This is a genomic window from Streptomyces sp. SID486, assembly GCF_009865385.1.
Classification (GTDB): Bacteria; Actinomycetota; Actinomycetes; order Streptomycetales; family Streptomycetaceae; genus Streptomyces.
Genome location: NZ_WWJT01000411.1, coordinates 1 through 13,693, shown reverse-complemented (window position 1 = coordinate 13,693; position 13,693 = coordinate 1). Strand labels below are relative to the sequence as shown.

The window sequence follows — 13,693 nt, the reverse complement described above, 5'->3', positions numbered from 1 at the left end:
CGGCTGCCGGCCGGGGGCGCGGCGGGCCGGCGTCATCCGGCGGCCTGCCGGCGCATCACCCGGAACCTCCGGGTCGTGGTGAACCCGGCCTTGCGGTAGAGGTGGCCCGCCGGGGACTGCTCGCCGGTCCACAGGAACCACGCGGAGTGCGCGCGGCGGGCCCGCATCCGTTCCAGGACCAGGTGGAGGAGGACTTCCCCGAGTCCGGTGCCGCGGGTCTCCTCCAGCACGCCGATCGGACCGAACCGCTCGTCCACGGACTCGAACGCGCCGTGCATCGCCCAGCCCACCATGCGGCCCCCGGGATCGCGGGCGGTGACGATCCGGTCGAGCGGTGTTCCCGCGGCCAGGCTGTCCCGGATCGTGCACGCCCAGTCCGGGCCGAAGTGGGTCCCGGCCAGTGCGAGGAGGTCCACCAGGTCGTCGTCGCGGGGGGTGGCGAACCGGTGGCCGCGTGCCGTCAGCGCGTCCAGCCGGCTCGTGACCTCCTCCGGGACGCGGTAGCCGACCAGACCGCGGTCCATCGCCGCCGCCTCGTACAGGGTGCGGAAGCCCAGGGACTCCAGCAGCCCGGCCGCCGCCGGGTACGCCTCGGTGTCCAGGCCGGGGAAGACGTAGTCGGGGGTGTACGAGGAGAAGTCCACCCGGGTGCGGCCGTGGCGGTGGAGCCAGTCGAGGGCGTCGGTCAGCAGCCGGCGGCCGAGGCCCCGGCCGCGGGCGGCCGGGTCGACGAAGAAGAACGGGATCCAGCCCTGCTCCGGCTCCAGATCGGTGCCGGCCATCGGCCGCAGCCGGCGCACGGCGTAGGCGGCGCCCAGCACACGGTCGCCGGCGGCGGCGATCCGGAGCCCCTCGGGGTCGAAGTTGGCGTCGAGCAGCACCAGGGAGCGGAACCGGTCGGGGGTGATGGGGTCGGCCGGTGCCGCGCGGCGCCACGCCTCCACCAGCCGCGGTCCGTCGCCCGCGCGGAAGCCTCGCGTCTCGGCCCGGGTCGTCGTCGTGCGGTCGGTCATCGGCGGGGGTGTCCTTCCAGTCGCGGGGCGCGGGCGGCGTCCGCCGGGGCCGGTGGTTCAGGGGTAGAGCAGCAGGTCCTCGCCGGCCCACCGGCCGGGCGGCGCGGGCGGTGCGCACAGCGGCAGCGGGTCCTCGCCCGCGTCGACGGTGCGCCGCAGCCGGTCGGAGCCCCACAGCAGGTCGATGAAGTGCCGTCGCCCGGTGCCTTCGGCTCCGCCGCCACCGGTGTGCCAGGCGAAGTCGTGCGGGTACAGCCGCCGCAGCACGGCGAGCATCGCGACGGCGGTGCGCACCGGCGCGAACACCGCGCGGTCGGTGACGTGGAGCTGTACTCCGCGCAGCGGCCGTCCGGCGTGTTTGTGGAAGGTGGGTGCGAACCACAGGTCACGGAAGTGCGCTCCGGGCAGGTCGAGTTCGGCGAGGGCGGGCGCGAACCGGGCGTCGAGGTAGGGGGCGCCGACGATCTCGAAGGGCTGCGTGGTGCCACGGCCCTCCGAGAGGTTCGTACCCTCGAACAGGCAGGTGCCGGGGTACACGGCGGCCGTGGCGGGCGTCGGCATGTTGGGCGAGGGGGCGATCCAGGGCAGGGCGGTGGCCTCCGCGTCCATGGCGCGCCGCCAGCCGACGGTCTCGATCACCGCCAACTCGGCTGCTCTGCCCGCCACTCGCGGGACGGCGGAGGCGTTGAGGTGCCTGGCGAGTTCGCCGCAGGTGAGGCCGTGCCGGACGGGTACGGCGGCACGGCCGACGAAGCTGGCCCACGCCTCCTCCAGGGGCGGCCCCTCGCTGACGAGCCCGCCGAGGGGGTTGGGCCGGTCGGCGACGACGAACCGCACGCCCGTGCGGGCCGCCGAGACCATCAGGTCGAACATGGTCCACACATAGGTGTAGTACCGGGCCCCGACGTCCTGGAGGTCGTACACCAGCGCGTCGACTCCGCTGGCGCGCAGCAGTTCGTCGAGGTGTTCGCCGCTGCGCCGGTAGGTGTCGTGGACCGGCAGGCCGCTGGCGGGATCCGTGCGGGCGGCCTCGCTCTCGCCGGCCTGGCCGGTCCCGCGCAGGCCGTGCTCGGGGCCGAACAGAGCGGTCAGGCGTACGCCGGACTCCAGCAGCGCGGGCGCGGCCGGGCGCAGGTCGGGCAGGACGCCGGTGTGGTTGGTGACCAGTCCGAGGCGGCCGGGACCGGCCCGTCCGGGTGATGCGTGCAGTCGCGCGATCCCGGGCGTCACCGCGACGCGGTCGTGCGTACTCATCCTGTGGCCCCGTCTGCCGGTGACGTCTCGAAGCGGTGGACGACATTTATGCGTATGTCCGGGAATTTTGCAATGATTCGCGGCGAGTTCGCGTCACACCGAACGCGTATACGACCGAACGCCTCAGTCCGGCAGCACCAGCCGGGCCGTCTCCCCCGACCGCACGGGCACCGCCCGGTCGCGCAGCCGGATGTCGATGGGTGAGCGGTCGGAGTCCGGTACGGCGATCTCCAGCAGACCGCTGCGCAGGCGCAGCCGGACGCCCCAGTGACCGTGGTAGCGGATGGCGAAGCCGTAGGAGGACAGCTCGGGCAGCGGGACCGGGTCCAGGCGCAGGGCGCCGCCGCGGGTCTCCAGGCCGGTCAGCCCCCGCTGGACCAGGTCGAGCGTGCCGGCCATCGCGCCGAGGTGGATGCCCTCGCCGGTGGTGCCGCCCTGCAGGTCGGCGATGTCGCCGCGGAGGGCCTCCTGGACGAAGCTCCAGGCCGCGGCGCGCCGGGCGCGGGCCAGGATCCAGCCGTGGACCAGGCCGCTGAGGGTGGAGCCGTGGCTGGTGCGGTGCAGGTAGTGGTCGACCGTCGCGGTCCAGGTGCGCTCGTCCAGCCGGTATCCCAACCGCTGTACCAGCGAGCGCAGTTCGGGGGGAGAGAAGAGGTAGCCGAGCATCAGGACGTCGGCCTGTTTGGACGCCTTGTAGCGGTTGACGGTGTCGCCTTCCGCCTCCAGGATCCGGTCCAGCCGGCGGATGTCGCCGTACCGCTCGCGGTAGTCGGCCCAGTCCAGCTCCGCGAGGTCGCCGTAACCGTCGAACTGGCTGATCACGCCGTCGTGGAACGGCAGGTGCAGCCGGTGGGAGACCTCCTCCCAGCGGGCGGGCTCGTCGTCGGCCAGATCGATGTGCTCGGTGAGTTCGCGGCGGCGCGGCTCGGGCAGGTCCTCCAGCAGTTCCAGGGCGCGGGCGAGCACCCAGGCGGCGGTGACGTTGGTGTACGCGTTGTCGTCCAGGCCCGGCCGCGCCGCGCCGGGGTAGGCGTCGTGGTACTCGTCGGGACCGACCACGCCCCGGATCCGGTACCGGCCGAGGGGCTCGTCCCAGGCCGCCGAGTCCGCCCAGAAGCGGGCGACCTGCACCAGCATCTCGGCGCCCTCGCCGTGCCGGAAGTCGGTGTCGCCGGTCGCCTCGCAGTACTGCCAGACGTTGTAGGCCACGGCCGAGCCGGCGTGGTGCTGGAGCCGGGAGTGGTCCGGCAGCCAGTGGCCGGAGCGCGGGTTGAGGTGCAGCCGCTGGGCCTCCTCGCGGCCGTCGCTGCCGCTCTGCCACGGGTAGAGGGCGCCGCGCCGGCCGGTGTCGCGGGCGGCGCGGCAGGCGGTGTCCAGCCGCCGGTGGCGGTAGCGCAGCAGGGCCCGGGAGACCTCGGGCAGGTGCAGGTTGAGGTAGGGCAGGACGAACAGTTCGTCCCAGAAGACATGGCCCCGGTACGCCTCGCCGTGCAGTCCGCGCGCGGGTACGCCGACGTCCAGGTCGGTGCTGTGCGGCGAGAGGGTCTGCAGCACGTGGAACAGGTGCAGGCGCAGGATGCTGCCCGCCTCGCCGGGCACGTCCAGCTCGGTGCGCCGCCACAGCTGCTCCCAGGCGGCGCGGTGGCTCTCCAGCAGTTCGTCGAATCCCGGCGCCGCGGCGACCCGGTCCACGGCCGCGCGCAGCGGGTCGCTGATGGCCGGGTCGCGCGAGGTGTGCAGGGCGACGGTCTTGTCGACGGTGACGGTGTCGCCGGGCGACAGGCGCGGGCACAGCCGCTGCACGGCGCGGTGGGCCTCGTTGGCGTGGCGGACCGGCACCGGGGCGGTCAGCCGTCCCGCCAGGCCGAAACGGATGTCGGAGGTACGGGTACGGCAGCGCAGCCACACCGTGCCGGGCGTGGCGGTGCCGACGTGGACGTGGGTGAGGTGGCGGCCGTCCAGCGCCCGGTAGCGGGCCACGCCGTCGTTGGTGACGCTGCCGTCGAGCGCGGCCTCCACGTCCAGTTCGACGGGGCGGCCGGTGGCGGTGAACTCGGTCCGCAGGGCGGCGAGATGGGGGTCGCCGAGGTGGACGAGCCGCAGCTGCCGGACGTGCAGGGTGCCGTCGCCGAGCGCGTAGCGGGTGCGGCGCTCCAGCAGGCCCGGGTCCAGGTGGAGGACCTGGTGGTGCTCGGTGACGGCGGTGGTGTCCGGGGCGAGCCAGTTCCCGTCCGCCGGCCGGAACCGCAGGGGCAGCCAGTTGGGCAGGTTGACCATGTCCTCGTTCTCGACGCGGCGTCCCGCGACCTCCGAGGTGAGCCGGTTGTAGCAGCCGGCCGCGTAGGTGCCGGGGTAGTGGACGTCGTCGGCGGTGCATTCGGGCAACGCCCCGCGGGTGGCGAAGTAGCCGTTGCCCAGGGTGCACAGGGACTCCCGCAGACGTTCCTCCGCGGCCCGGTATCCGTCGTACTCCCAGGTGGGCCCGGGCACGTCAGTCCTCGGACAGCAGGCCGGCGAGGATCCGGTCGGGGGTGAGCGGGAGTTCGCGGAAGCGGACTCCGGTGGCGTGGTGGACGGCGTTGCCGATCGCGGCGGCGGTGCCGACGATGCCGATCTCCCCGATGCCCTTGCTGCCCATGGGGTTCAGGTGGGGGTCGTCCTCGTCGATCCAGTCGGCCTCGAGGTCCGGGACGTCGGCGTGGACGGGCACGTGGTAGGAGGCGAGGTCGGCCTCGGGGAAGTCGCCGAACGCCGGGTCCAGGGTGCTGTGTTCGGTGAGCGCCATGCCCAGGCCCATGACCATGGCGCCGGTGAACTGGGAGCGCGCGGTCCGGGCGTTGAGGATCCGGCCGGCGGCGAAGAGGCCGAGCATCCGGCGGACCCTGATCTCGCCGGTGACGGTGTCGACGGCGGCCTCGGCGAAGTGGGCGCCGAACGCGTGCCGGGCGTAGGGGCTGTCGGCGTCGGCCTTGCCGGTGGTGTCCGCGCGCACCGTCGGACCCTCGTCGGGGTGGGCGGCGAGCCGGGCGCACGCCTCGTGCACGGCCCACCCCCAGGAGGCGGTGCCGGAGGAGCCCCCGGCCAGCGGGGCGGGCGGCAGGTCGCTGTGGCCGACCTCGGTGCGCACCCGGTCCAGGGGCACACCGAGGGCGTCCGCGGCGATCTGGGCGAGGACCGTACGGGCGCCGGTGCCGATGTCGGCGGCGTTGACCCGGACGACGAAGGTGCCGTCGGGGCGCGCCTCGGCGGTGGCGGTGGACGGGGCGACCTGCACCGGGTAGGTGGCGGCGGCCACGCCGGTGCCGATGAGCAGCGGGCCCTCGCGACGGACACCGGGGCGCGGGTCGCGGCCGGCCCAGCCGAAGCGGCGGGCGCCCTCGAGCAGGCACTCGGCCAGGTGCCGGCTGCTGAACGGCTTGCCGCTCGCCGGCTCCCGCCCGGTTTCGTTGCGCAGGCGCAGCTCCACCGGGTCCATGCCGAGCGCGTCGGCGAGTTCGTCCAGGGCGGACTCCAGGGCGTACATGCCGGGGGCCTCGCCGGGTGCCCGCATCCAGGACGGGCTGGGCACGTCCAGCGGCACCACCCGGTGGGAGCTGCGCAGGTCGGGGGTGGCGTACATGACGCGCGAGACGGCGCCGGCCTGTTCCACGAACTCCTTCACCCGGGAGGTGTGGGTGGTCACCTCGTGCAGCAGGGCGGTGAGCCGGCCGTCCGGGTCCGCGCCGAGCCGCAGCCGCTGCACGGTGGGGGCGCGGTGGCCGACGACGGTCGGCAGGTACCGGCGCGGGTAGACGAGGGTGACCGGCCGGCGCACGTGCCGGGCGGCGAGCGCGGCGAGGACGACGTCGGGGCGCGGGGTGCCCTTCGAGCCGAAACCGCCGCCGACGTGCTCGGCGACGACGGTGATGTGGTCCTCGGGCAGCCGGAACAGCTGGGCGAGCACGGACCGCACGGTCGTACCGCCCTGGCTGGAGGTGTGGACGGTGAGCCGGTCGCCGTCGAAGTGGGCCGTGCTGGCGTGCGGCTCCATGGGGTGGTTGTGCAGCGGCGGCACCCGGTAGGTGACGTCGACGCGGACCTGGGCGGCGGCGTGGGCGGCGTCCGGGTCGCCGTGCTCGACACGGCCGGGCCCGCTGCTGACCTCCTCCGGCTCGTAGCCGCCGGGATGTCCCTCGGTGAGGCGGGTGTCGTGGGGTTCGGTGGCGTAGGTGACCCGCACGGCGCGGGCGGCGGCCCGGGCGGTCTCCGGGGTCTCCGCGACGGCGAGGGCCACGCACCAGCCCCGGTGCGGCACGTCGGGGCTCTGCAGGACGGCGAGGGTGGCGTCGTCGGGTTCGGCGAGCCGGGGCGCGTCGAAGGGGGTGAGGACGGCGAGGACGCCGGGCAGCGCGAGGGCCGCCGACGTGTCGACGGCGGTGACCCGGCCGCGGGCGACGGCGGCGGGCACGGGCCGGGCGTGGACGCGGCCGGGCACGGTGTACTCGGCGGCGTAGCGGGCGGTGCCGCTGACCTTCTGGCGTCCCTCCCGGCGTTCGGCGGGTGCGCCCAGGGCGGTGCCTGTCATGCGTTCCTCCTGTGACGGCTCAGGCCACCGCGGGGGCCGGGGCGAGACGGTTCAGGACATCCAGGGCGAGGTTGGTGGCGAGGGGCACCTTGTAGGCGTTGTCCCGCAGCGGTTCGGCGTGCGCGAGTTCCAGGGCCACGGCGCCCTCGAACGCGGCGGGAGTGGCGGGGGCGCCCAGCAGTGCCAGCTCGGTGTGCCGGGCGCGCCAGGGCCGGTGGGCGAGCCCGCCGAAGGCGACCCCGACCTGGTCGACGACTCCGTCCGTGACGCGCAGCGCGACGGCCACGGACGCGAGCGCGAAGGCGTACGACGCCCGGTCCCGGGCCTTGCGGTAGGCGGACGGGACACCGGCCGTGGCGGCCGGGAGCAGGACGCCGGTGATCAGTTCGCCGGGGCGGATCCAGGTGTCCCGCTCGGGGTGCTCGCCGGGCAGCCGGTGGAAGTCGGCCACCGGAAGGCGACGGGTGCCCTCGGTGCCGTACAGCTCGACCTGGGCGTCCAGGGCGGCCAGGGCGACGGCCATGTCGGAGGGGTGGGTGGCGATGCACTGCGGGGAGTGGCCGAGGACGGCGTGGTCGCGGTGGACGCCGTCGCGGGCGCCGCACCCGGTGCCGGGCTCTCGTTTGTTGCAGGGTTTGTCCAGGTCCTGGAAGTAGGGGCAGCGGGTGCGCTGGAGGAGGTTCCCGCCGGTGGTGGCGGCGTTGCGCAGCTGGGCGGAGGCGCCCGCGAGGAGCGCCTGGGAGAGGGCCGGGTAGCGGTCGCGGACGCGCGGGTCGGCGGCGAGGTCGCTGTTGCGGACGGTGGCGCCGACGCGCAGGGCGCCGCCCGGGAGTTCCTGGACGGTGTCCAGGGGCAGGCGCCCGACGTCGATGAGGGTGGCGGGCCGCTCCACGCCCAGTTTCAGCAGGTCGACGAGGTTGGTGCCGCCGGCCAGGTAGCGGGCGCCGGGGTGGGTCGCGTACGCCTCGACGGCTTCCTGGACGCTGTCGGGCCGCAGGTATCCGAAGCCGTTCACGCGATCACGTCCTCGATGGCCTCGACGATGCGCGGGTAGGCGCCGCAGCGGCAGAGGTTGCCGCTCATCCGCTCGCGGATCTCGGTCCGGTCCAGGGGGACGGGTGCGCCGGAGGGGGCCGCCGGGTCGGTGACGTGGGAGGGATGGCCGGCCGCGGCCTCGTCGAGCATGCCCACGGCGGAGCAGAGCTGGCCCGGGGTGCAGTAGCCGCACTGGAAGGCGTCGCGGTCCAGGAAGGACCGCTGGAGCGGGTGCGGCTCCTCGCCGTCGCCGCCGAGGCCCTCGACGGTGGTGATGTCGCTGCCGTCGAGGGCGACCGCGAGCAGCAGACAGCTGTTCAGGCGGCGCCCGTCGACCAGTACGGTGCAGGCACCGCACTGGCCGTGGTCGCAGCCTTTCTTGGAGCCGGTGAGGTCCAGGTCCTCACGGAGCAGGTCGAGCAGGACGCGCCGGTGGTCGACGCGCAGGGTCTGGGGTTTGCCGTTGACCCGGAGGGTGACTTCGGAGTGCTGGCCGGGCTGGTGTGCGCTGGTCATGGCGGGGATGACCTTCCGGACGGACGGTGCTGCCGTCCGTTCCGCGTATCCACCTCATGCCCGCTCACACGTGCGCGGGCCCTTGCGGCCGGATCGGGGCCGGATCAGGGGTAGCTCTTCAGGTCGGCGACGTTGCTGCCGGCGTTGGAGGGCCCTCCGGTGTTGTTGACGACGTGGCTGATGGTGCCGGTGCCGCCGAGGGAGACGGTCACCATGCTGGTGAAGCGCACGTTCGCGGTGTTCGGTGCCTCGATGGCGCGGGCGGCCGTCACCCCGGGGTTGACGTTGAAGTAGCAGTAGCTGCCCAGGCCGTACGCCTGGTGGCTGGTGACGGAGTCGGCGACCTTGTAGGCGGCGTAGCCCTGGGTGGAGCCGTTCATCCAGGCGGCCTGGTTCGGCGGGTCGTACGGCATCTCGTTCTGGAAGAAGTAGGTGCGTCCGCCGTTGCCGTTCCAGACGGTCTGGTACTTCTGGAAGTGCTCGACGAACAGCCCGTACATGGTCACGTCGTCGCCGCCTACGACCAGGCCGGTGTCGGCGGTGTTGCTGGTCCAGCCGACGCCGCTGCCGTGGTCGGCGCGCCAGATCCACATGTGGTCGCCGATGACGTTGTCGCTGTTGACGACGAGGCTGGTGGCCGCCTTGCCGACGCCGGCGCCCCCGACGCGGAAGTACACGTCGTGCAGGGAGGTCGGGTCGGCCGCGTGGGAGGCGGTGGAGCCGGCCGGCCCGACCTCGACGAGGGTCTTCGAACTGGTGGTCCCGGCGTCGAAGAGCAGGCCGGCGATCTTCACACCGTCGACGTCGGCGACGGACATGGCGGTGACGCCGTTGTCGGGGACGAAGGTGGCGAGGCCGAGGCCGAGGACGACCGTGTCCGGGCGGGTGACCTTCAGGGTCCGGTCGAGGTGATAGACACCGGGCGTGACCAGCAGGTTCTGTCCGGCGGCGAGGGCGGCGTCGATCTGTGCGGCGGTGGCGCCGGGCTTGACGACGTAGAACTGGCTGAGCGGCAGCGAGGATCCTGCGGGACTGCCGTTCGCCCAGCTGGTGCCGGTGGAGCCGGTGCGCGTGGCGGGCACGAACACCTGGTACCTGCCGGCGCCGTCGACGTACAGGAACGGCTTCTCCCGGGTGACCGGACTCTGCGCGACCGTGGTGTACGGCGGGTTGGGGAAGCTGGTGCCGGGGACGCCCTGGCTGCCCACGAAGACCATGTTCCAGTTCGATCCGGTCCAGCTGCCCAGCTGGGAGTTGCGGGTCAGCCACTGCTGCTGGCTGCCGGAGTCGACCTGTCCGTCGATCTTGCTGTCGGCGAGGTAGCCGCCGGAGGACCAGCCGCCGTCGTCGAGGGCGAGGTTGCCGCGCAGGTGCATCCGGCGGTAGGCCGCCGCCTGCGAGACCGCCCAGCGGTCGCCGCCGCCCGCCGGGGTGACCGACAGGTTCTCGGCGCCGCGCCAGAAGTTCTGGGTGGCGTTGCCCTGGAACCAGTCGGCCTCGGCGTGCACCGCGCCGTTGACGTTGACGGCGTCCGGGGTGAGGCCGAGACCGAGGACCTGGGTGTAGAAGCCGACGTTGACGTCGGCGCTGTAGCTGCCGGGCTTGAACAGCACCGCGTAGCGCTGCGAGCCGAACTGGTTGGTCTCCTGCTGCCGGAAGATCGAGTCGAGCCTGCCCTGGATGGTGGCGGAGGACATGGACGGGTCGAACACGGCCACGTTCGGGCCGAGATCGGGGTCGTCGGGGTTCTGGGCCACGGGGGTCACCTGGAAGCGCTGGGCGGCGGTGCCGTTGCAGGTGTACTGGACGAACTGGACGCTGTCGGCGGTCGAGGCGCCGGGGTCGTCCAGGCACTTGCCGCTGCCCCGGTTGACGAAGTGGTATGCGCCGCCGCCGTCGTCCACCGGCAGCCACTGCTGGTTGGCGCCGCCGCCGTAGCTCCACAGGTGGACCGGCGCGTTGTCGGCGGTGGAGACGTCGGCGACGTCCACGACCTGGGCGGTGTCGTTGCGGCTGCCTATCCGCACGTATCCGCCGCCGGCGTCGGCGAAGCTCCACTGCTGGGCCGTGGAGCCGTTGCAGGTGTACTGCTGCACGACGGTGCCGTTGGCGGTGCCGGCCGCACGGGCGTCCAGGCACTTGCCGCTCGCGGCGTCGACGACCGTGGCGAAGCCCGTGGGCAGGGCGGCGGCGGTGGTGGTGGCTGCGGGCGCGGGGGCTGCCGTGAGCAGCCCGGCGGCAAGGGACAGGGCGGCGAGTGAACCCGCCGCGGGGAGAGGTCTGGCCATGAGCGCGGGTGGCCTTTCGAGTGGGGGGTGGTGTGGGCCCGACGGCCTTGGGACCAGCGGCCGTTGGCGCCCCGTTAGGCTTTGTTTAAGGCGTGAAGCTAAAGGTACGGACCACCGGCGTCAAGTTCCCGGAGCCGGAAACGGGACGACTCGGGAGACAGCGCCCCGATGAACGCCGGCCGGGCACCCGCACCCCCGTACGGTCACCACCCACCACCCACCACCCACCACCCGCCTGAGGCACCGGCGTCCCGGTCGGGAGCGTCAGCCGGCCGTCGGTACCCCCGCCTCCGCCGGCGCCGGTCCGGGTGCCGCGTCGGCGCGCTGGGCGAACTGGGTGCGGTGCAGCTCCGCGTAGCGCCCGGCCGCCGCCAGCAGCTCGTCGTGGGTGCCGCGCTCCACGATCCGGCCGGACTCCACCACCAGGATCTGGTCGGCGGCCCGGACCGTGGACAGGCGGTGGGCGATGACCACGGCGGTGCGGCCCTCCAGGGCCTCGGTGAGCGCCTCCTGGACCGCCGCCTCGGAGGTGTTGTCCAGATGGGCGGTGGCCTCGTCCAGGATGACCACGCGCTGGCGGGCCAGCAGCAGCCGGGCGATGGTCATCCGCTGGCGTTCGCCGCCCGAGAGCCGGTAGCCGCGCTCGCCGACGACCGTGTCCAGCCCGTCGGGCAGGGTCCGTACGACATCGGCGAGGCGGGCGCGGCCGAGGGCGTCCCACAGCTCCTCGTCGGCCGCGTCCGGGCGGGCGAGCAGCAGATTGGCGCGGACGGTGTCGTGGAAGAGGTGGCCGTCCTGGGTGACCATGCCGAGCGTGGCCCGCAGGGACCCGGCGGTCAGGTCGCGGACGTCGACACCGCCGACGCGGACCGCGCCCGCGTCGACGTCGTACAGGCGCGGCAGGAGCTGCGCGATGGTCGACTTGCCCGCGCCGGAGGAGCCGACGAGGGCGACGGTCTGCCCGGGTTCGGCGCGGAAGGAGATCCCGTGCAGCACCTCGGAGCCGCCACGGGTGTCCAGCGCGGCGACCTCCTCCAGGGAGGCGAGGGAGACCTGGTCGGCGGCCGGGTAGGCGAAGCGGACGTCGTCGAACTCGACGGCCACCGGGCCTTCGGGCACCTCTCGGGCGTCCGGCTTCTGCACGATGAGCGGCTCCAGGTCGAGCACCTCGAAGACCCGCTCGAAGCTGACGATCGCACTCATCACCTCCACCCGGGCCCCGGCGAGCGCGGTCAGCGGGGCGTACAGGCGGGTCAGCAGCAGCGCCAGCGAGACGACCGCGCCGGGCTCCAGGGAGCCGCGCAGCGCGAACCAGCCGCCGAGGCCGTAGACGAGGGCAAGCGCGAGGGCGGAGACCAGGGTGAGGGAGGTGATGAAGACGGACTGGGCGGTCGCCGTGCGCACCCCGATGTCCCGGACCCGGGCGGCGCGCGCCGCGAACTGGGCCGACTCCTCCTCCGGGCGGCCGAAGAGCTTGACGAGGGTGGCGCCGGGTGCGGAGAACCGCTCCGTCATGCGCGTGCCCATGGCCGCGTTCAGGGCCGCCGCCTCCCGCTGCATGCCGGCCATCCGGGTCCCCATGCGGCGGGCGGGCAGCACGAACACCGGCAGCAGCGCCATCGCGAGCAGGGTGATCTGCCAGGACAGCGTGAGCATCACGGCGAGCGTGAGCAGCAGCGTCACCAGGTTGCTGACGACCCCGGAGAGGGTGTTGGCGAAGGCCCGCTGGGCGCCGATCACGTCGTTGTTGAGACGGCTGACCAGAGCGCCCGTACGCGTACGTGTGAAGAACGCGACAGGCATGCGCTGCACATGATCGAACACAGCCGTTCTGAGATCGAGGATGAGTCCCTCCCCGAGCGTCGACGACAGGCGCCGGCCGAGGATGCCGAGCCCCGCCTCCGCCAGCGCGACGACCGCGATCAGCAGGGAGAGCCGGACCACCGTGCCGGAGTCGTGCCCCGCCACGATCGCGTCGACGACACGGCCGGCGAGCACGGGGGTCGCGACCGCGAGCAGCGCGGTCACCACCCCGAGCAGTACGAAGCGGACGATGCCCGCGCGGTGCGGACGGGCGAAGGCGGCGATGCGGCGCAGCGTGGCGCGGGCGAAGGGGCGGCGCTCGGACTGCGCGTTCATCACGCTGTGCAGTTGCATCCAGGCCGTGGTCTCCATGCTCATACCGGAGAACCTAGAACCTCGAGCTTCGTTGAGGTCAATGTCCGCGCGATTTCACCCGCCGCTTCGTCGTCCGCACCGGTGTCCCCCGGCTCGAAGGTCCCGATGACCTCACTCTGTAAGCCGCCGTCCCCGATTCCGCCACCCGCCGTTGGGACGGTGCGGAGAACCTCTGCGGATGTGACTGCCGTCCCGCTCCCCCCGTCTCCCCCGCTGTCCCGGGGACGATTCCCCCGGCGCCCGGCCCGTCGCGTCCCCGTCCGGCGACTGCTGTGTCTGGTTCCCCTCGCGCTCGTCGCCGTGGCGGCCGTACGGCACCGCTCGATGCTCACCGAGGGGTTCGGCCAGCTGCGCACCGCATCCTGGCCGTGGCTGCTCGCCGCGGCCGGCGCCACCTGCCTGACCTGGGTGGCCGCGGCGGTCACCCGGCAGGGCGCGGTGGTCCAGCCACTGCCGAAGGGCCGGCTGCTGGCCACCCAGTTCGCCGCGGCCTCGGCCAACCATCTGCTGCCCACCGGACTCGGCGCCGGCGCGGTGAACCTGCGCTTCATGAGCGTGTGCGGGGTGCCGCCGGCCCGTTCCACGGCCGCGCTCGCCCTGTACCTGCTGGCCGAGGCGGTGGGCCGGCTGGGGCTGCTGGCCGCGCTGCTCCTCGCCTTCCCGGACGCGCTGCGGCTCGGCACCGTGCTGCCGGACGGCTCGCCGCTCCCGCTGCTGCTGGGCGCGGTCTGCCTGGCGGCCGTCGCGGGCGCCGTGCCGGTGCTCGTACGGCCGTTGCGCACCCGCGTGGCCTCGTTCGTGCGGGACGCCCTCGGCGAGGCGCGGTCGGTGCACACCCGGCCGGC

Annotated in this window: 9 protein-coding genes; 1 reads left to right on the top strand and 8 read right to left on the bottom strand. The window is 73.9% G+C overall.

What is annotated here, in order from left to right:
- Positions 1–32: 32 nt before the first annotated feature.
- From GT045_RS19860 to GT045_RS19825, 8 genes are all read right to left on the bottom strand, one after another.
- Positions 33–1,013, bottom strand: coding sequence for a GNAT family N-acetyltransferase (locus tag GT045_RS19860; RefSeq protein ID WP_161291725.1), 981 nt, complete (start codon positions 1,011–1,013; stop codon positions 33–35).
- Positions 1,014–1,070: 57 nt separating this feature from the next.
- The gene (locus tag GT045_RS19855) at positions 1,071–2,267 is read right to left on the bottom strand and encodes a DUF1343 domain-containing protein (RefSeq protein WP_161334964.1); all 1,197 of its coding nucleotides are present in this window, start codon (positions 2,265–2,267) and stop codon (positions 1,071–1,073) included.
- A 123-nt stretch (positions 2,268–2,390) separates the two neighbouring features.
- Positions 2,391–4,757, bottom strand: a complete 2,367-nt coding sequence (locus GT045_RS19850; RefSeq protein ID WP_161334963.1) for a glycosyl hydrolase family 65 protein — start codon at positions 4,755–4,757, stop codon at positions 2,391–2,393.
- 1 nt (position 4,758) lies between these two features.
- Positions 4,759–6,831, bottom strand: coding sequence for a xanthine dehydrogenase family protein molybdopterin-binding subunit (locus GT045_RS19845; protein ID WP_161334962.1), 2,073 nt, complete (start codon positions 6,829–6,831; stop codon positions 4,759–4,761).
- A 19-nt stretch (positions 6,832–6,850) separates the two neighbouring features.
- A complete protein-coding gene (locus tag GT045_RS19840; RefSeq protein ID WP_161334961.1) occupies positions 6,851–7,846 on the bottom strand; it encodes a xanthine dehydrogenase family protein subunit M in 996 nt (331 codons plus the stop codon).
- Entirely contained in the window at positions 7,843–8,382 is a 540-nt protein-coding gene (locus tag GT045_RS19835; protein ID WP_161334960.1) for a 2Fe-2S iron-sulfur cluster-binding protein, read from the bottom strand. Before GT045_RS19835 ends, GT045_RS19840 begins: the two co-directional genes overlap by 4 nt.
- Positions 8,383–8,486: 104 nt before the next feature.
- The gene (locus tag GT045_RS19830; RefSeq protein ID WP_161334959.1) at positions 8,487–10,670 is read right to left on the bottom strand and encodes an RICIN domain-containing protein; all 2,184 of its coding nucleotides are present in this window, start codon (positions 10,668–10,670) and stop codon (positions 8,487–8,489) included.
- A 264-nt stretch (positions 10,671–10,934) separates the two neighbouring features.
- Positions 10,935–12,845: an ABC transporter ATP-binding protein gene (locus GT045_RS19825; protein ID WP_202528509.1), complete on the bottom strand. Its 1,911-nt coding sequence runs from the start codon at positions 12,843–12,845 to the stop codon at positions 10,935–10,937.
- A 108-nt stretch (positions 12,846–12,953) separates the two neighbouring features.
- Here GT045_RS19825 and GT045_RS19820 point away from each other — a divergent pair.
- On the top strand, positions 12,954–13,693 hold a 740-nt coding region (locus GT045_RS19820; RefSeq protein WP_237538725.1), incomplete at its 3' end, for a TIGR00374 family protein.